This is a genomic window from Peribacillus sp. S4 (genome assembly GCF_046715815.1).
In the GTDB taxonomy this organism is placed as follows: Bacteria; Bacillota; Bacilli; order Bacillales; family DSM-1321; genus Peribacillus; species Peribacillus frigoritolerans.
This window is the reverse complement of sequence record NZ_CP175708.1, coordinates 315,416-334,793: the sequence shown is the minus strand read 5'-3', so window position 1 is coordinate 334,793 and position 19,378 is coordinate 315,416. Positions and strand designations below refer to the sequence as shown.

At 37.6% G+C, this 19,378-nt stretch carries 14 protein-coding genes; 3 read left to right on the top strand and 11 right to left on the bottom strand.

What is annotated here, in order from left to right; translation table 11 throughout:
• Positions 1 to 14: 14 nt before the first annotated feature.
• The 5 genes from nikC to ACJ9PY_RS01725 all read right to left on the bottom strand — a co-directional run bounded on the left by nikC (position 15) and on the right by ACJ9PY_RS01725 (position 5,014).
• Positions 15 to 845 (bottom strand): nickel ABC transporter permease subunit NikC, encoded by an 831-nt coding sequence (gene nikC / locus ACJ9PY_RS01745; RefSeq protein ID WP_063574463.1) that lies wholly within the window; start codon positions 843 to 845, stop codon positions 15 to 17.
• Positions 842 to 1,786: a nickel ABC transporter permease subunit NikB gene (gene nikB, locus ACJ9PY_RS01740; protein WP_057276529.1), complete on the bottom strand. Its 945-nt coding sequence runs from the start codon at positions 1,784 to 1,786 to the stop codon at positions 842 to 844. Before nikB ends, nikC begins: the two co-directional genes overlap by 4 nt.
• A 17-nt stretch (positions 1,787 to 1,803) precedes the next feature.
• On the bottom strand, positions 1,804 to 3,429 hold the full coding sequence (gene nikA, locus ACJ9PY_RS01735; RefSeq protein WP_187050361.1) for a nickel ABC transporter substrate-binding protein: 1,626 nt from the start codon (positions 3,427 to 3,429) through the stop codon (positions 1,804 to 1,806).
• A 1,163-nt stretch (positions 3,430 to 4,592) separates the two neighbouring features.
• Positions 4,593 to 4,787, bottom strand: a complete 195-nt coding sequence (locus tag ACJ9PY_RS01730; RefSeq protein ID WP_098865399.1) for a hypothetical protein — start codon at positions 4,785 to 4,787, stop codon at positions 4,593 to 4,595.
• A complete protein-coding gene (locus tag ACJ9PY_RS01725) occupies positions 4,787 to 5,014 on the bottom strand; it encodes a DUF2642 domain-containing protein (protein ID WP_162604539.1) in 228 nt (75 codons plus the stop codon). The genes ACJ9PY_RS01730 and ACJ9PY_RS01725 overlap by 1 nt, the downstream gene beginning before the upstream one ends.
• A gap of 184 nt (positions 5,015 to 5,198) precedes the next feature.
• Here ACJ9PY_RS01725 and ACJ9PY_RS01720 point away from each other — a divergent pair, with 184 nt between their 5' ends.
• From ACJ9PY_RS01720 to ACJ9PY_RS01710, 3 genes are read left to right on the top strand one after another with little or no spacing between them, the layout of a single operon-like run.
• Positions 5,199 to 5,900 (top strand): glycosyltransferase family 2 protein, encoded by a 702-nt coding sequence (locus ACJ9PY_RS01720; RefSeq protein WP_411739384.1) that lies wholly within the window; start codon positions 5,199 to 5,201, stop codon positions 5,898 to 5,900.
• A complete protein-coding gene (locus ACJ9PY_RS01715) occupies positions 5,897 to 7,027 on the top strand; it encodes a glycosyltransferase (RefSeq protein WP_411739383.1) in 1,131 nt (376 codons plus the stop codon). The genes ACJ9PY_RS01720 and ACJ9PY_RS01715 overlap by 4 nt, the downstream gene beginning before the upstream one ends.
• A gap of 5 nt (positions 7,028 to 7,032) precedes the next feature.
• Positions 7,033 to 8,091 (top strand): polysaccharide pyruvyl transferase family protein, encoded by a 1,059-nt coding sequence (locus ACJ9PY_RS01710; RefSeq protein ID WP_411739382.1) that lies wholly within the window; start codon positions 7,033 to 7,035, stop codon positions 8,089 to 8,091.
• A 3,077-nt stretch (positions 8,092 to 11,168) separates the two neighbouring features.
• On the opposite strand, the gene ACJ9PY_RS01705 is transcribed toward ACJ9PY_RS01710, so the two are convergent.
• The 6 genes from ACJ9PY_RS01705 to ACJ9PY_RS01680 form a co-directional block, all read right to left on the bottom strand.
• Positions 11,169 to 11,876, bottom strand: coding sequence for a hypothetical protein (locus ACJ9PY_RS01705; RefSeq protein ID WP_063574467.1), 708 nt, complete (start codon positions 11,874 to 11,876; stop codon positions 11,169 to 11,171).
• 739 nt (positions 11,877 to 12,615) lie between these two features.
• Entirely contained in the window at positions 12,616 to 13,947 is a 1,332-nt protein-coding gene (locus ACJ9PY_RS01700; RefSeq protein ID WP_283929815.1) for a peptide MFS transporter, read from the bottom strand.
• A gap of 673 nt (positions 13,948 to 14,620) precedes the next feature.
• A complete protein-coding gene (locus ACJ9PY_RS01695; RefSeq protein WP_063574469.1) occupies positions 14,621 to 15,256 on the bottom strand; it encodes a response regulator in 636 nt (211 codons plus the stop codon).
• Positions 15,253 to 16,599, bottom strand: coding sequence for a sensor histidine kinase (locus tag ACJ9PY_RS01690; RefSeq protein ID WP_411739381.1), 1,347 nt, complete (start codon positions 16,597 to 16,599; stop codon positions 15,253 to 15,255). The genes ACJ9PY_RS01695 and ACJ9PY_RS01690 overlap by 4 nt, the downstream gene beginning before the upstream one ends.
• Positions 16,600 to 17,088: 489 nt before the next feature.
• Positions 17,089 to 17,775, bottom strand: a complete 687-nt coding sequence (locus ACJ9PY_RS01685; protein ID WP_057276534.1) for a TetR/AcrR family transcriptional regulator — start codon at positions 17,773 to 17,775, stop codon at positions 17,089 to 17,091.
• 299 nt (positions 17,776 to 18,074) lie between these two features.
• Positions 18,075 to 19,367, bottom strand: a complete 1,293-nt coding sequence (locus ACJ9PY_RS01680) for an MFS transporter (protein ID WP_095679975.1) — start codon at positions 19,365 to 19,367, stop codon at positions 18,075 to 18,077.
• Between the last annotated feature and the right edge of the window lie 11 nt (positions 19,368 to 19,378).

Sequence of the window (19,378 nt, the reverse complement as noted above, 5' to 3'; positions counted from 1 at the left end):
CTCATTCCTTTTTATTAACGACGTTTGACTCCAAAACGTTCTGATAGCGCTTCGCCTAATAAATTGAAGGTGACGACAACAAGCATAATCATCAAACCTGGATATAGCATTAATTCTGGATTCGTCCGAATATAGGATTTCCCTTCATGAATCATTGCTCCCCATTCTGGTGTAGGAGGCTGCACGCCCAAACCTAGAAACGACATGGCCGATATATCCATGATGGCCCAACCCATTTCTAATGTACCCATAACAGCGAGCGGTGGAAGAACATTTGGAATAATATGTTTCTTTATTATCTTCCATTGAGAAGAACCGCTTATTTTAGCTGCCGCTATATAGTTTTGTTCTTTTAGACTAAGTACCATTCCTCGGAAAATTCTCGCATAATACACCCATTGCACAAGCATCAATGCTATGATGACCTGTTTAAGGCCAGGTCCCAATATACCAACAAGTCCAAGAATGAGCAAAAGGTTCGGAAATGCCATAACACCATCACACAGTCTCATTAGCATCTGGTCCACCCATCCGCCTTTATAACCAGCAATGGTTCCGACAATCAAACCGATGCCTAAAGATGAAATAAAGATTAATGTAGCAAATCCTAACGAAATGCGAGCTCCATATAAGATGCGTGATAACGTACATCTTCCTAAATGATCCGTTCCCAATGGATACTCAAAGGAAGATGGCTGTAGTTTATTAGCTAAATTGACAGCAATAGGATCATTAGGTGCAATCCAAGGAGCCAAGATGGTGATGATAAATAGGAAGCTTAATATTATTGAACAAAGGACAATCACTTTCTGACTTCTCATCATAATACGAAGACTTGTTATCATTGACGTTGCCCTCCTTTTCTGGAGATGCGTGGGTCGATACACATTTGGATTAGGTCAACAATCAAGTTGCTAAAAATGAATAGTCCCGCAGCTAAAAGCACATAGCATTGAATGACAGGAACATCCCGATTAAAAATAGCTTCAATGAAATAACGACCGAATCCTGGCCAGGAAAAGACCGCTTCGACGATAATGGTTCCGGTCAGCAGCTTTCCTAAATTCATCCCCAGTCCAGTAATCATGGGGGATATGGCTATTCTCAATACATGTTTTCCCATAATGACTTTTTCATGAATCCCTCTTGTGCGAGCAAAAAGGACATAAGGTTCCTGTAAATTTTCAAGAACGCTAGCACGTAATAGTCGAGTATACAAAGCTATTAATGGCAAAGCTAAAGTAACGGAAGGAAGAACCAGATGTTGCCAAGTCCCGATTCCTTCGACAGGAAATAGGTCGAGTTTAACAGAAAAGAAAAAAATCAATAAATAACCAAGCCAAAAAGAAGGGATGGACGCCCCGAAAAAAGAGAGAAGGCGACTAAAATGGTCAATACCACTGTTTTTCTTTATGCCTGCCAAAAATCCAAGAGGGACACTGACCAGGATAGCTAATATGATGCTACCTAAAGCTAACTGAATGGTCGCTGGCATTCGATAGGTTACCTCTTCCCAAACAGGTTTATTCGAAAGATAAGATATGCCAAAATCAAATTGGCATATCTTAATAATAGAATTTACATATTGAACATGGAGGGGTTGATCTAAGCCAAACTCATGTCTTTTCTGAGCCAATATCTCATCTGTAGATTGGATATGTGCTGCAGATAAATATGCCTCAGCTGGGTCCACTGGTGAAAGGTGAATCATTCCAAACGTAAGAAGAGTGGCCAAGAGAAAGATGGGAATAATGGCCATAATTCGTTTCAAGATATAAGTGCCCATGAAAACCCTCCTGTAACTTACTTCTCGATGCTAATTCCTGTGAATGGATGTTCATCCCTGTTAGCAGGGAATGTAAAATTAGATACATCTTTTTGGTAAACAGCTATTTTCTTAATATATGAAATGGGCACAATCGCTCCTTGGTCTTGCAGTGATCCCAAAATAGTTGAGTAAAGTTCTTGACGTTCTTTTTCATCTGTTGTTCTAGGAACATCTGCAATTTGTTTTAACAACTCATCTCTGTTCGGATAAGATGAAATGGCTTCGTTAAAGCCAAATCCTTTTGAACCAACGACATTTACGAAAGTATGTGGATCATATGGAGCGCCATAGTTACTAAAGAAATTCAATTCAAAATCATTAGCTTTGAATCTTTCAATTTGTACCGTAAGCTCAACTCCAACGATATTCAATTTAACACCCAGTGCCGCCCACTCAGATTGTAATGTTTCGGCCATTGCTTTTTGAATCGATTCTGCAGAGTCGTACATTAACTCGATTTCAAGCGGCTTTCCGTCTTTCTCACGAACGTTTTTTCCTTTTGGAAGCTTCCATCCCGCTTCATCTAATAAAGCTTTTGCTTTTTCGACATTATAATCAATCGGTGTTACATCAATGTCTGAAGTATACGGGAAGTTTGTCGGTAAAATGAAATCTGCCTTCTCTTCCAAACCTGAAGTAACTCCGTCAACCATTGCTTTTTTATTAAATCCATATTGTAACGCTTGACGAACACGTAAATCTGAAAGTTGTTCTTTCTTCGTATTCATAACTAGTTGTCTTGTCGCAACCGGATCAGAAATACTAGTCTCATAGTTACCTGTTGTTTCTAATTGTTTGAAAGCATCCAGACTGATAGCACCTTCACCATAAATTAGGTCCAGGTCACCTTTTTCAAAAGCAAGAACACGGGTTTCCGCATCAGGAATGACCTTGACTTTGATTTTCTTAACTTTAGGGAGTTCACCCCAATAATTTTCATTGCGTTTGAAAATAGCATATTCATCTGCTTTATATTCTTCCAAAACCCATGGGCCTGTACCGACTGGTTTTGTAACACCTTTAGAAGTGTCACCATCTTTAGGGAATCCAGCATCACCTAAGAATCGGACTGGACGAACAACGGCTAACTCTTGAATAGTAGGATAATATGGCTCCTTTAATGTTAGTTTAAATGTGTTTTGGTCAATTACTTCCGTTTGATCCACTTTCGTAATAAAGCCCAACCAACTATGTAAATCAACATTTTTCAATATAGTATCAAAGTTCTTTTTCACAATTTCAGCATTAAAACTTGTACCGTCAGAAAATTTCACATCTTGACGGAGGTGGAACGTATATTCCTTCCCATCCTTGGAAATTTCCCAAGATTCAGCTAAATGCGGTTTCAGCTTACCTCCATCTTGGTAGCTGACCAAAGGTTCATATATCATTGATGTAGCGAATAATTGAGAAGGATTATAGACATGCGGATTCATTTCACCTATATCCCTCGGCCAAGCCAAAGTAAGCATGTCTTTACTGTCTTTGTTTGAAGTTGAATTTTCTTTTGATTCATTTGTACATCCAAGTAAAAGCGTTGATAGAATTAAAACGATTGCCGATATAAATAACACTTTTTTGCTGTTTCTTCGTTTTGACATAACCATTGGTGCCCCCTGTACCATATTGAGAATTATTTTCAATTGTAATGAGTAACTATATTATTGTCAATATAATGTCGAAACTCTAAAAAAATATAATTATGTTTATAAGAAATCATATGTAGATACGTAGACCCGCAATATCCTTTTCAGCCATGAATGATGATGCTACTCCGAATATTTACACGTTCGCCCCCTTTTAAAACCGGTATTGTTCGTGAAAGTAAGGAACTTGAACAAAATGAATTACATTCCGTCGTGAAGAAATAATTATCATTCACCTGTTTTTTGATAACACAATCATCAGTTGCAATCCTCTTACCCTTATAAGAGGATAAAACCTACAATATTATTCCGATATAATTATTTATACGTAGAAGACATCGGAAGGTGGACATTTAATCGTTGTATAGATTTGTGAATGTCCCAAACGCTCTTGCTGAGAACGCCGAAATATATATGTGTTATATGGGTTTTTTCCTTTAAATTCTTGAATGATTATTACGATACTCCATCGCGTCCCTGGACTTCGCCAGCGGTTTAATAAAAACAAAGTTATGACCCTGATTATCTTCATCAATAAATCATTAATTCCTGGGAACCGTCCATATTCCTTTTCCCTGTTTTCCAGCTGTTTTAGATATGTAAATTAGAAATTAAGTCCATAAAGTATTACGTTTGAACAAAAAATATCGAAGAAAAGACCTCCCAAAAGTTCAGTGAACTTACGAAAGGTCTCCTCCATGGTGAAATAAGATTGATTCAAAAACTGAAAGGTAGCATTTCACTAATCTCCACCTTACAGACCCCTATATTACGGGTTCAATCGATGATTACCTCATGCCGCACATTCAATTGATAATTTAAAAGGAAGTAATGGAAAACGGAGTGCAGCTGCAAACAGTCCACACTCCCCCTCGTCTGGATCGCCAAATCAACAATGGCGATATACAAAAAAATGAGAAAATGTCAGTGACACATTCCCAGTCCTTCATCACCTTCCTTTTCACAATCAAATTCCCCTTCGGTTTCATCTGAAAAATGCAAGGTGAATCTTATATGAAACCCACCACTAGTAAAGTTAGGACCAGGTTTTTATCTTATATACACATTGAGGTTTATGTGGGAAAGTAGGAAAGCTTATAGAAGGCATATCTTTTATTCTAAGCTTCAACTCTCACAAAATTAATGGAAACTATCGGTATAATGACAAGCCTTGTTTGATTTTCATACCCTGTTATCGATTCAACGATTTCAATCAAACCAGATTGGCTCTTCACCAATAGACCTTCCACTAAAGTAGTGTCTGTCGCCACTTGTATATTGTGAGTGATTAGATTGTTCAGCACTTCATACATTATATTTCTTCCTCCTCTACGAGTGTTACCAGTTCTATACTTCTAATCGGGATGTATACTAAGCTATTGCCCGTTTCTCGCAATACGGCATAGTCATCCTTTACTTTAATCAATTGTCCTGTTACTCCCGAGAAATGTGTTGTGATGATAATATTTCTATTGACCAAACCTTTAAGGGCCTCTTTTAATGACCGAAAATGCCCTAAGATTAAATCTGTATATAGCACGCTTTTCATCCTTTCCATGTTCTAAAACTTTTCTTGCACTCTAAAGGATATGCAGTAGACAAGTTATTGACACAACTAAATAGAATATTTTGAAGAAAGGTAGAACTACCAATTTAATTATTTTGCTTGATAAGTTTCACCTTTGATACCAATTTCACATATAGTATGTCCGAGGTGATGAAAAATGTTATACGAAAGATTTCCCGGGTTAGTAAGTGTGGTCATGACTTGTCATAATGTAGCCCCATATGTTGATGACTGTTTAAATAGTATACTTAACCAAACTTATAAGAATATAGAACTTATTATAGTAAATGATTATTCTACTGATCACACTGCTGAAATGATTGATAACTGGATCAAAAAATCCAATCCTTCATTCCCAGTTGTAGTGGTGGACCTGCCCAGGAATGTTGGTTTTTCAGGGGCATTGAATACTGGTTATTATTTATCTTCTGGTGAGTATATTGCTGTACAGGATGGTGATGACCTATCTCATCCAAACCGGATTGAACAACAAGTGAACTTCTTAAAAATGAATCCAGACCATGTGTTGATTGGGACAAACTATAAAGTCTTTGCAGATGGTGAATTTGAAAAGCAGAATAATGTACACTGGCTTAAGTACGGTCAGGATATAAAGGAAGTGTATTGGAATGGAGGGCATTGTATTTGTCATGGAACGATTTTATTCCGCGGTGTGATTTTTGATGAGTTAGGTGGCCCGACCAGAAGGATAAAGGGTGCTGAAGACTATGAATTTATTGCAAAATGTCTGAACTCCAATTACCAGATCGAAAATTTAAAAGAAGCACTCTATTATTATCGTCTCCATCCTATGCAGCGTTCCCGCGAATTTTTTGGGGAAGGCAGTAAAGAGATATGAGTGAATCTACCATGCGTGTTCTTATGACACTTGATGGAATTGATGTGGGCGGTACCGAGACACATGTTTTAAGTCTGGCTGAGGAAATGATAAATAAAGGCATAGGGATTGTCATCATAAGCAGGGGTGGTTCATTATTACAATCCTTCAGGCGATTACAATGTCCCATTTACCAAGTCCCATTCCCCTACTCTCTTCCAATTCCAGCGGATTTACAGGAGAAGTTATGTAAAGAAATCAAACAAATTATCATGACTGAAAAAATAACACTTATTCATAGCCATCAAACTCCTTCAGCTTTCTTAGCCTTCCATGCAGCAAAAGAGCTTGGTATTCCTTCAATATTTACAGTGCATGGAACTTATTATCCAAAATCCGAACTATTGCGGGTACTGCCCCTGGCAAATAAAATCATCTGTGTAAGCCCGCCAATCCAGCAATTCATACAGCAGCTTACAGATCAACCGACGATTGTCATCCCTAACGGAATAGATACCACTCGATATTCCCCATCAGACTCCTCCGATCTAAAAGTCCAGCTTGGGATCCCAAAGGATTCATTTGTTCTTTTATACAGCAGCCGAATAGCATGGACAAAGGCAAACATCTGCATGATTTTTTTGAGAGCCTGTAAAGACTTAAAGCTTTCGGACATTCCCAATTTATATGTTGTAGTTGTTGGTGACGGCCCTCGATTTAAAGAAATCAAAGACATAACGGATACAATACATCGCTCATCAACAGATAACTTCATCAATTTAGTGGGTGAAAGACTTGATTTACAGCATTATTACTCATTGGCTGACTGTGTGGTTGGAACGGGCAGGGTCGCCCTGGAGGCTATGGCCTGCGGCAAACCTGTTATCGCGGCTGGAAGCCATGGATATTTCGGTCTAGTGGAAGAACATAATTTTGAAGATGCTTGGCATTGTTATTTTGGGGACCATGGCTCTCTTAAACCCTGCAGCCGCTTTACAATGGCAAATGACATTCGGTCTTCACTATCTCCATCTGACCGTCTATTAAAGGCAGGGTCGGCTTCGCGTGAATGGATGTTAAAAAAGTTTAATATTAAATTCAGTGTAGCCAATCTGCTCGAGTGTTATAAAACTCTAATTAAGGGATGAGTGTATTGAAGAAAGTATTATATATTGGCTGGATTGGTTTTGGCAACTTGGGGGACGAGTTATTATGGAACGTGTTTAAAGAGTTAAACACGCACTATAATTACTCTACCAAGATTGAGATTGTTCCTTCCCTGCCTGGCGTGGATATCAATCATACGGAAGAATATGACACAGTTATCTTAGGTGGCGGTTCCCTATTACTCCCCGGTTATATGGCAGCACTAAAACAGGCAATAGACCTTGGAAAAGACGTTTTTATATGGGGTAGCGGCCTTGACTGGATAACTAAAGAACAGCTGGACATTATAAACTCAGGACAATCACTATCATTAGAAAAGACTTTTACAGAAAAAGATATAATCTTGTTTCGTGAGACCCTTGAAAAAGCAGCATTTGTTGGTGTAAGGGGACCTATTACCAAGAAGGTTCTAGAGACATTTGGAATCAACAGTGACAAAATTAAACTGATTGGAGATCCCGGTATCTTGCTTAACCCGCCCGCAGTGATTAGGAAAAAGGAAAAAATAGCAGCAATAAACTGGGGTACAACATTCAACCGATTGTACGGCCAGGATGAAGCTGCTATTGAAAATGCGCTTCTTCAAGTATCCAAAAAATTAATAAAGTCAGGTTATAAAATTTTATTGTACGTTGTCTGGGGCAGTGACCGGGAGGCCTCCAAACGACTTTACGATAAATTGAATGACCCGTTGAATGTGACTTATGATCCATCACTATACTCAGAGGAAGAGCTTATTGAAAAACTCTCTGTCTGCAGTTTGAGCATTAACTTTAAACTTCACGCTAATATCCTTTCCTTAGCAGGAAATGTCCCCTGTATCGCCCTCGGATACAGATTTAAAGTATTTGATTTGTTTCAGTCCCTTGGGCTGGAGAATTTAGTCGTTTCAACCGATTCCGATACACTAGCTCTCGATATTATGGAAGGGATCCGGGAAATTGAACTAAATAATGAAAAGATAATCGAACAATACAAAAATAGAAAGGAACAATTCAGTCCCTTAATAATTGAACCTATAAAAAATAATTTCACAGTAGACTAAGTTTTAGATTTCAATACCAAAATTCCAAATAGTTTCAAATATATTTTCTAAATCCTTAAAATTCACCTCCAGACACAAGTTTCGGGGGTGAGTTTTTTTCTGCGGTTAACTCCAACTGTTTTGGAATAATGAAAATAACAAATAAGAGGACAAACCCGAGGACAAGGAAAACAATTAAGTTATTGCTGTCCACTTCGAAAAAGCTTCAAAATTGGGCAATTGTTTCTTTTACTTTGACCCAACAAGGTTTAGATGGCTTTAGTATGTAGATTTTAGTAAATTACCAGATAGTTATCACTCTGAAATTGTATAACAAGATGGCACTCCTTTTAAAAGAAGTGTTTATTAAGTATGAACATAAAAAAGCACCTGTTAAAGAAATGCTAAGCTTGTAACGTTCTATATAGTGGATTTTCTAAACCAATTAGAGATTGCATAGTACTTGTCAACTAGCATAGGTTGCTACTCGCGGGGATCTAGCTGCCTTCCTTATTTTAGTTTGATGGCTCCCATTTACCTATAAAAAACGCTATCATTGTTTACCTGCTTTGGCTTGGCTTCGCTACGAGACATTTGTATCCCTTGCCTTGGGACCTCCTTTTGTCTTCGGCATTAGCCTTGTTCTCTTTGACTTGCTTTTATGTCTTTTTGTGGTGTTTGAGCTAGCACAGGTTGCTACTCGCGGCAATTTAGCTGCCTTCGATACTATCCGTAGGTTGTCCCTCATTCACCCCTTTATATTTCTTTAATCCTGAAAGGTGTGTTCTTCCCAAGCACATACGCTTTCATTCAAAAAAGAAATAATTCGTCTACTTCTCCATAATCAATACCACATAAACGTTTTCAATCAGTTTTTAACTCAATCAACCAAGCCTCCTATCTGATTTCCTTGTTAAAAAAACTCAATTAGTCATAATTTTCACCAATGTTTCACTACACCTTTAGAGACTTCTAATTTTGTCGATATCTACTCAGAATTTGTAGTTATTTCTCGGGAAATTGTTGAAATTTGAAAATAGTGATTCTAAATAGTTAGAACAAAAGAATTTCTACTATTAATTTGAGTGCCTCGGTTTAAATTGGTATTAACACCTCAATATCGTAAAAGACTCTAAAAAAACCATTAAGAAACCTTTTTCTAATTTTAAAGTAATGTTTCTTAATGGTTTTTTTTGTTCAGTTTTAAGTTATGACATATCGTTTGTCAGTTAAATGTTCACCTCACGCGTAGAGCAGCGAGTGTATTGGTTGAAAATTTCTTTAATCCTGAAAGGTGTGTGCTTCCCAAACACATACGATTTCATTCAAAAGAGAAATAATTCGTCACTTCTCCATACTCAATACCCATAAACGTTTTCAATCAAGTTTTTAACTCAATTGGTCATAATTTTCACCAATGTTTTACTACATCTTTTAGAACCTTCTAATTTTGTCGATATCTACTCAGAATTTGTAGTTATTTCTCGGGAAATTGTTGAAATTTGAAAAATAGTGATTCTGAATAGTTGGGACAAAGGAATTTCTACTATTGATTTGATTGCCTCGGTTTAAACTGTTATTTAACATCTCAATATAGTCAAAGAGACTAAAAAAAGTAATGAAACCTTTTTCTTATTGAAGTAATGTTTCTTAATGGTTTTTTTGTTGTTCAGTTTTAAGCTATGACATATCGTTTGTCAGTTAAATGTTCATTTCACCCATAGCTGCGAGCTTATTGGTTAGAAATTAAGCTCTCTTTTAATTGAATGAGAACATGGGTTAAATTGTCATATGTATCGGGTATCGCTATCTCTGTTTCATTGGCTCCTTCTAATCTTTCTTTTTCTTGATACAAGGGCCTTTAGCTCTATCGTTTAGGGGGTTCCCCGAATAGCGTATCGCTTTAAGCGTTTCGATGTCGGATTGAAAGAAAGTGTGTAAATCCCCACATTTTAATAATGGTTATTCATTTCGCTATAAGTTTTAGACATACTTTCGAGCATTGATATTGCATTTCCATTTCCTTTGAAGAGGATGCTCATTCATTCAGAAGTAAATCCTGTTTCATATCGAACTTCCCTTTCTATTTAAAGAGGAAGAATCTGTGGACTTATTTTCATGTTATATCGCACACCGATACGAAACATAAAAAAGAACCGATAAGCCCCTTTCTTGAGGAACACTATCGAGGCCATGGATCTTGCTGGAGCTGGGAAACTGTTGTTTTAAGCTGAGCCATATCCTTGTCAGTGGATTGTTCATTTCAAGCGTAGCTGCGAGTTGTTCATTGGTTAAAACATTTAAAATCTCATTTATTTGTTTGGAATTATGGGGTAATTTGTCTTTATACCGGGTATCGCTATCTCTGTTTCATCGGTTACTTCTAATCTACCTTTTTATAGATACATAAGATCTCTAGCTGTACGCTCCAGGGACATGCCCTTATCACGTATCGTATAACGCTATGTGCGCTTCGATGTCAGATTGAATAAAGATAGGTAACCACCATCTTAAAAAATCATATCCGTTTCGTTCTAAGTTTTGACCATACTTCTGAACAGTGGGTATGCATCCCCACATTTTCTGCCACTTCCTTAGAAAAGAATACAAAGAATACTCGTTCATTCGGATGTATATCATGTTTGCATCAAACGTCACTTTTCTATTAAACCTAAAGATTCGAATTTATTTGCAAGTTATATCGCCCAGCGATACGCAACACACAAAAAAGAGCCGATCAATCCCTGTCTGGAGCACCTCTATTAAGGATGACTCTTGTTTTTGAATGCAAGTTCTCAACTGTCTCAACTCTCATTTCATTAAACTGCCTTTTTTGCTTGCTTCAAATTGTGCATTTTGTTTTGGATGCATATCGCTTAAACAAAGCTCCAATGAAATTTCAATTGAGCCTTCGCTTGCCTTTGGTAGAACGTCCGATACATTGGTATCGCCGAGCTTTTACAAAACAGGTGCCAAACCTGTAAAGTTGAAATATTCTTTCTTCATTCTGTTTTCAGCTAAGCGAATCATATATGGCACTATGAATTTTTTTAAGGTTTTTTGGATTCGCATAGGCAAAAAACCTTAACATTCATCCCTTATTTTCTGAATATGGAGAAAAGTCCCCGCCATTTTTCGGAACGTTTTTGTATAGTCTCTTCTAAACGTTTATTAAATTCATTTTGTGAACTCCATTCTTTTTTCTGTTCGTCCCGCATATTTTGTATTTCTTTTTGTAAGAGTTCACTTTTTTGTTTTTCTTGTTCCAGCAATGTTTCGTAATGGGTATTTTGTTGTTCAGTTAATTGTTCAATTTTAGTATTAGTTCTTTGCGCTGAATTTCCAATACTAGAACTTATAACATGATGATCTTGCTGGAGCCGGGAAACCTTTGTTTTAAGCTGTGACATATCGTTTGTCAGTTGGGCATTCATTTCACGTGTGGCTGCGAGTTCATTGACTAAAAACATTAAGACCTCGTTTAATTGATTGGGGTCGTGGGGTGAATTTTCATATGTATCGGGTATCGCTATGTGTGTTTCATTGGCTCCTTCTAATCTTTCTTTTTGTTGATACACAAGGTCTTTAGCTGTATCGTCTAGGGGCTTGTCCGTATCGCGTAGCGCTATAAGCGCTCCGATGTCAGATTTAACAAAGATACGCCGATCTCCATCTTTCAAAAACTCATATCCATTCCGCTCTAAGATTTGACCATACTTTCGAACAGTGGGAGTTGCAATCCCCACTTCTTCTGCCACTTCCTTGGAAGAGAAAGCTCGTTCATTCATTTGTATATCGCGTCGCATATCGGACCTCTTTTCTATAACTAGTTGTATCTGTAGTCTACCCGACCTTAAATTTTCTGTCTAGATAAGTATAGCCTATCCAGAAGTCGTTAGGGATAGCGATAAGATTCCCTTTTCCTTTCTTCTGTTTCCATATAGGATTAGATCACCTATTCACTTACCTTCCTTCTCTTGCATAGCCTCCATCTCCCCTTATAATTACGGATGTTACATCTGGTTGGGCCTGGCGCCTGGTCCCGTGCCTTTGGAAAACTGGCCAGCCTTATCCTCAAGATTCCCCTTTTTTTGTTGCAAGTTACCACTCGTACAAATTTCATATAATCACTTAAGTGGAGTGAATTACATCCTAATTCATAGGCTCTTTTACATAACCAGCTCTAAGTGCTTTTCTACTAAAAGTGGCTGGTCGATTATTGAAACCAAGTTTATTAATCCACCTAAGTGTTTATTATTGTTTCTCATCTAATATAGCTTTGACTTGTTTTATAAGAACTTCCCATTGATTTGCTTTTGTTTACTTATGTTCCGTACCATTCAAATTGATGAAAGACTCGTGAAAATGCTGAAACACAATAAGATTAAGCAAACAGAAATAAAACTTCAGAGAATCGTTCCTTTCTGGTATGGGTCGTTGTGAAGACCCGCTACACCAGTTTGGACCGATTCTATTATTTTCCCACTAAAAAAAGCTCGACCCAAATGGCACATTATATGCCTTTTGGGTCAGCTCATTTTTTCATTATTTCATCAGCTTTGCGACTGGCTTCGAAAGAAACAACAATACAATACCTAAACCAATTGTTACAAAACCAATCACACTAAAGATTTCCAGGTAACCTAAAGACTGCGTATATGCAGCTAATTGTCCGGCTACCATATTGGCCACTGCGGAACTTGCCAGCCATACTCCCATTAGGAGAGATGCTAGCTTGATTGGAGCAATTTTGCTTACCATTGACAAACCAACTGGTGAAATCATTAGTTCGGCTAATGTATGAAGGAAATACGTTACAATCATGAACAGGATGTTCACTTTCAGCGCTGTATCGTTTCCTGTGTACATAACGGCAGGAAGCAGTACTAAGAAACCTAAACCAACAGTGACTAAACCAAGAGCCATCTTCGTTGGGGTTTTTAAGTCACCGCGTTTTGAGCTGCCAAGCTTGTACCATAAAGCAGACATAATTGGCGCTAAAATCACGATGAATAATGGGTTCAATGATTGGAACCAGGCAGTCGGAACCTCAAAGCCAAATACATTCCGATCAATTTGGTCATTGGCATACAATGTCAAAGAACTTCCTGCCTGCTCGAAAGCGGCCCAGAACGCAATGACGAAGACTGCCAAAATAACGATAGCCGCTGTACGTTTTTGTTCTCTTTTCGTTAACTGTGCAGCTGATTTTTTACCAGCTGTAACTTCCGGTTTGCCAGTAGGTTCTTTACCTATATCACCTAAATAGCGATTGCCTAATAAGTTGAAAACTAACTGTCCTACAATCATGCCAATTGCTGCTGTCAAGAACCCATATTTATAGCTCATAAGCCCAACCACTAAAGGTGCGAAGAAAGCCCCAACGTTAATACCCATATAGAAGATGGTGAAAGCCCCATCACGACGCGGATCATTGTCTTCATAAAGATCACCGACAATTGTCGAGATGTTTGGCTTGAAGAAACCATTACCGATAATCAATAAACCAAGACCAATGTAAAGCGCTGTTAAACTCTGACTTGCGAATAGCGAAAAGTTACCCAGCGCCATTAAAATACCGCCAATCGTGATCGCCAATCTTCTGCCTATGAAACGGTCGGTCAAGTATCCGCCAATCATTGGCGTAATATAAACGGCACCAGTAAAGAATCCGTATATGCCCATAGCCGCAGATTTGTCGACTCCAAGCCCGCCGTTTACAACCGTTGCCGTTAAGTAAAGAACAAGGATTGCCCTCATTCCGTAATAGCTGAAGCGCTCCCATGCCTCAGTAGCGAACAGCATATACAGTCCTGGAGGATGCTTTTTCCTGGACTGGCTTGGCTGCTGAACTTCTTCTTTTAATAGTGCTTGCATAATAAAGTCCTCCTCAATATGGTTAACCACCAATCGTTACATTCACAAAATAATTGCATGGTCTTTATTTTAATAGACAATTGATTGGTACGATGATGGCCACTCATTCCATCCAACTCACCATCAGTAAGCGTTTTCATTTTTTTTAATCTTCGCTCTGGTGCAAAAAGAATCTGATAGCAAAATCTACATGAGCATTAACTTATAAATTCATTCATTTAACTTGAAGACAACCAATGAAGGTATTTATATTTTAAAGAATCTTTAGTGTTGTAAAATAATTTTATATTATCAGAAAATATAAAAATACAGAAAAAAAAGAAAAAAAGTCTTGTTGCATTAACGGTCTGCGCAGCATCGGAGACCCCCCATCATAATAAAAAACTGCCTTGTATTAAGGCAGTTTCAGACTGTTGACAAACTCAATTTTAGTTAAGATTTCCTACATTTTTTAAAAAGGGAGTTTAAAATATGAACGTTGATTGGAACGTAGGGCACTCGCTTTCCGCGGGCGGTCCAGGAGCCTCCTCGGCGCTTGGCGCCTGTGGGGTCTCCCTTGGACGCGCTTTCCCCGCAGGAGTCTCTTACCTTCCGTTCCAATCAACTATGTTAAAATTTCAACTGGAACCCCTTTTGTTTACAAACTCAAAAAGCCTTGTATTAAGGCAGTTTCTTAGTCAACAATCCATTGATATAAATTTTTGGGTCTTCCTATTTTTTGATAACTCACAATAGTTTCCACTTTTCCTTCATCAAGTAAATGCATAATATAGCGATAGACGGTCGGATAAGCCAATCCAACTTCTTTAGAAATTGTATCAACGGAAAAAGGCTCACGATTAGAATGTAGAAAATCACTAACGTGACGAAGTGTTCTCTTACTAATTCCCTTTGTTACAAATACATCCTTCTCTTCACTGGATTTTTGCTGCGGAGCTGATTGGGTTAATTTTGCTAGGCGGGCATGCAGTTGAATTCTTGAAATCAAATCAGGCGCCTTTACAGGCTTTAACGCAAAATCCGTTGCGCCTGCTTCAAGAAAGCGATCAGCAATTTCCTGTCGTTCATCGACTGTTAATACAAGAATCGGAACATCAGCATTAAGTTTACGAAGCTCACCCACTGTTTTTATTCCGTCCATTTCCGGCATATGATAATCCACTAAAACAACATCCGCTCCTTTTTCTGCAAACACATTCAACCCTTCTTTTCCATTGTTCGCCGTATCTGCATTCCAGCCGGCAAATTCACAAATTTCACTTAGCATGTATTGAATTGATGCATCATCATCTATGACTAAAATGTTCATCTTGACACACTCCCCTCAGCTAGTTTAATCCAAATTATTGTCCCGTGCCCAAGCTTGCTGTCAATTTCCACCGATGCACCATGTCCTTCAGCAACTTGTCGTACGAAAGCTAATCCCATCCCTGGATGCGATTTCGTACTGAACCCAGCTTTCCATACTTCCACCTGCTCTTTAGGTGAAATCCCTTTCCCGTTATCTGATACGCCCAACCAAAGTTCATTTTCATAGGTTTTCACCTTAAGCAAAATCTTTCCATCTTCCACTCCATTCACTGCATCATGAGCATTGTCAATTAAATTCACCAATGCCCTTGTCATTCGGATTTTATTAATTAAAATTTTAATTTCAGGATCTGTTTGAAAGTCTACCTTCAGATTAAGATTTGTCCCGCTCAGTCTGCTTGCTTCGACATATTCAACTAAATCTTTTATACGGCACCAATGTTTTTTATCATCATATAAAATCTCGGAAATCATGTCGCTAACAGAATGAATCGATGCTGAAATCCTTTGACAATATTCCTTAATTTTAGAATCGTCCACTTTCAAACTAATTAAAGAATTTAGCCCCTCAATTGCTGTGAGAGGCGTTTTTAAATCATGGACCAGATATAGTGCTTCTCGTCCTGATCTTGACTGCATTGCTTCTAACTGCGCATAATGAAGCTCTTGCTTTATCCGCCATCTTTGTTCGGATAAAGAAAAATACACAGCTAAAATAACAGCATTAATAACAAAAATCAAACACAAAGTTAAACTGTACAATGTTAAAGATTGCTCAAATCCAATTTGAACCGCTATATCTTTTAATTCCTTTGAAATCGATCCTTGGCCAAATCCATATTGGGATAAAGAAGGAATCTCATTCAGCCATTCAATCCCAAAGATTAATTGAGAACAAATAATCGTTTTAATAATGGGCTTTAGTCTATCCTTTTCAAAGGCTTGCAATAATAAGATGGCTAACAACAATAACAACGCATATGCGCTAAATGAGTATGTTAAAGAATAATAAGCATTTATCACGATATAATCGAGAGGAATAACAATAAGAGGAATGACGATTTTTAACCATGGACGATTTAAACGAGCACCGATTTCGTCTCCCAACAGCAGTGCACCAATATAATGAAACAAAGCTAAAACTGTATTTAAAGAAATTAACAAAAAAACGGCAAGCATTAGCTTATTTCCCGTTTCTTCACCTTCTCTTAAAGAAATAAGCAAATCAGTAAGGCCAATTTCGTCAGGACCCAACCACGACAGTAAGAATACCCCGAATAAAATTACTCCAATTTTTATCCATATTGTCCAAGACCTCATAAGACTAGCTATCATAATCATTTCACCTTTAATCGATTATTTGCTTCTAGAATAGAATGATGACCATTCTTTCATTTCGTATTGATTTAAATGTATGTATACCCTTCCATTCTCATTATACGCAATTCATCATTATTATGAAAATTATAAAAAAATGGATTCTAATGCTCGAAAGTCTTGCAAATAAACTCTAAATCTTGAACAAAGATTATGTACTTGAACTGTTTTGTAACGTCATTTTTAACTGAGGTTTTATATCATTCACGGATGGCTAATATTCTATAGGTATGTCCCGTTTCAACGACCTAAGTTTTTCAAGGAAAGGGTGCGCTTCTGGGGCAAGAAATGCGCTCTAAGAGCCGGTGCCTTCGCATTAGGAAGATTATTGAAGGTAAACAAGAAATAATTAGATATTATCCCAAGCCTTCTCGATCAATAGATTAAGGCTTTTTCGATGTCGCTAGGAAAACAAATATATAGTAAATTTTGTTTGTCAAATGGTAGAAAACGCTACTGCCGATTGGCATGATCTTTTTTAAAATGAAAGAGATTTGCGTTGTGTACAATCTCTGTTATATAGTTCATGGTGATTTTTGCAGCCGTTTGAAAATCATAGCTTTTGCGATTATTTAAAACATTCGTAAACATTCCCTGCCATACTAAAATGGTCAATTCATTAATCGCATCAACGTTTTCCTCTTTAATGTAGCCCTCTCTTAGTGCAATTTCTAAAAAGGATCGCCCTCTTTTTGACACATTACGTTCGAAAAGGATAGTCTTTAATTCTTCGGGGATGTTAATCAAATCAGATGGATAGATTTTGTAATAATCTTCAAGCAACTTTTCAGGTTGATCAGCTAGGTCCATAATAAAAACCGCATGGAAGATTTGTGGTTGCTGAAAAGAGTGATTACAAAAACATTCCCATGCTAATAAGTACTTTTCAATTGGATCTTTTCCTTTTTCAATATAAACAGCCACCTCATCTGTGTAGCATTTCAAGAATTTCATTGAAGCGAAAAAAATCAAATGGGAGACCTCAGAAAAATAGTTATAAATGGTTGCGCTATTATAGCCCGCTTTATCCGCAACTTTCCTTATTGTTACATTCTCTAAACCTTCTTCTTCGATAATTTCAGCTGTTGCGTCCACAAAGTATTTCCACATGCGGCCCATTTGTATTTCTTTTTTTTTCATATCTATTCCCCTCACATTTTTAAAAAGATATAGGTCCATTTCAATCACTGAACCCTATAAAACAAAGCTTTCTGTATTCTTATCTATATTTTATAGTGGCATGCTAATCAATAAAGTGCTGATGGATAAATTATACCAAACTATGGCATGGAAGCCGAAAGAACATTAGCCCACAATAGAAACGTATAAAAATAAAAAGCTGGCAAAAAACAAAACGTTTATCGCCAGCCTCTTTACATTTTTGGGGATCTTTAAGAAAACCTCATTAATTCTATCACTTGGGTACCCTCTTGCCTTTGCTAACTTGCTTTCATTTCTCTCTTCAGGAGCGAAATCTCTTTTCGTTTTTCTTTCGTTACTCTTTGCCAAATTATAGCCGTAATCAACCCAACAATCGTCAAGCCTAATAAAATTGTAAATAATACCTTATAACCGTCTGTACCACTCCAGTGGTCCAAACAAGCACCTGCAACAATTGGCATAAAGATTTCTCCGCTATACCCAATAATCATCAAGGGCATGGCAACTGTTCCTGTTGTTTCGACAGGATAGTCTCCTTCCACCAAAATAGCGAAGTGCGTTGCCTGTAATGCATACATTGATATATAAATAATCGCTATAAAAACTAACAGTAATAAGATGAAAGAAGGCTTTCCGGGTAATACGATGAGAGCAGCTAAACCGAGTGCCAGAACACAATAGCCAATTATGACCATATTCGAAATACCAATTCGATCCCCGATAATGCCAGAGCCGAAACTTCCGATTGGGCGGCAATATTGTGAAAAGTAACCCAATGCAGCGGCAATTATTGTTGAAGCACCAAAGGCGGCCGTTGCATAAGGCGTAATATAATAGAAACTATTAATCATCGCATAAGACGTTAATATAAGAATGGCTGCCAACCAGGTTGTTGGCATTTTGAGAATCCTCAAAAGTATTGCCCAATCAAATTTTTTATCCTCCTTTTCTTTTATTTCACCACTACTGTTGTTACCATCTGGTTCCTTATAAAGTAACATAATCATGAACCCTAAAAGAATGCACATCACGGAATAGAAAATAATCACAGAAGACAATGCCAGCTTGTCACTCAGTTGCTTTGCTAAAATGGCGAAGAGTCCTAATACCAAAGCAGATTCGATAACTTTGGCAGCACCGCGTCCGCCTTCAAAAAAGCCGAATGCTTTTCCTTGTTCATTTTCAGATGCTAACGAACGGACGGCTTTTATTAATGCTACCCAAAAGGTCATGATGGATGTTATTCCCCAAGCTGCATAGATTAGCAGCAAAACAGGGTAAGGGGGATACAATAGTAAAGCAAAGCCTAGAATCCCTGTCGCAAATAAAGATATGGACAACAAGTGCTTCGTTCTCCATCGATCTGCCACATACCCTCCAAAGATATAGGAAATCAAACAGCAAACTCCATAAGCGCTGCCAAGCGTACCCATTTGTGTATTGGTTAAGTGAAAGGCATTTAAGAATACATCATAATAATAGTTTCGAAAATAAGGCAATGTATAAATCATTTCACCTGCAATGATTAATATGACTAGAGTAGGTATATTTTTCCTTAGTTTACCTTTCATCACTTTTCTCT

Excerpts from the sequence above, each read along its gene's own strand:
- nikC (WP_063574463.1), bottom strand. The coding sequence starts at position 845 with ATGATAACAAGTCTTCGTATTATGATGAGAAGTCAGAAAGTGATTGTC.
- nikB (WP_057276529.1), bottom strand. The coding sequence starts at position 1,786 with ATGGGCACTTATATCTTGAAACGAATTATGGCCATTATTCCCATCTTT.
- nikA (WP_187050361.1), bottom strand. The coding sequence starts at position 3,429 with ATGTCAAAACGAAGAAACAGCAAAAAAGTGTTATTTATATCGGCAATC.
- ACJ9PY_RS01730 (WP_098865399.1), bottom strand. The coding sequence starts at position 4,787 with ATGTATGAAGTGCTGAACAATCTAATCACTCACAATATACAAGTGGCG.
- ACJ9PY_RS01720 (WP_411739384.1), top strand. The coding sequence starts at position 5,199 with ATGTTATACGAAAGATTTCCCGGGTTAGTAAGTGTGGTCATGACTTGT.
- ACJ9PY_RS01715 (WP_411739383.1), top strand. The coding sequence starts at position 5,897 with ATGAGTGAATCTACCATGCGTGTTCTTATGACACTTGATGGAATTGAT.
- ACJ9PY_RS01705 (WP_063574467.1), bottom strand. The coding sequence starts at position 11,876 with ATGCGACGCGATATACAAATGAATGAACGAGCTTTCTCTTCCAAGGAA.
- ACJ9PY_RS01700 (WP_283929815.1), bottom strand. The coding sequence starts at position 13,947 with ATGCAAGCACTATTAAAAGAAGAAGTTCAGCAGCCAAGCCAGTCCAGG.
- ACJ9PY_RS01695 (WP_063574469.1), bottom strand. The coding sequence starts at position 15,256 with ATGAACATTTTAGTCATAGATGATGATGCATCAATTCAATACATGCTA.
- ACJ9PY_RS01690 (WP_411739381.1), bottom strand. The coding sequence starts at position 16,599 with ATGATTATGATAGCTAGTCTTATGAGGTCTTGGACAATATGGATAAAA.
- ACJ9PY_RS01685 (WP_057276534.1), bottom strand. The coding sequence starts at position 17,775 with ATGAAAAAAAAAGAAATACAAATGGGCCGCATGTGGAAATACTTTGTG.
- ACJ9PY_RS01680 (WP_095679975.1), bottom strand. The coding sequence starts at position 19,367 with ATGAAAGGTAAACTAAGGAAAAATATACCTACTCTAGTCATATTAATC.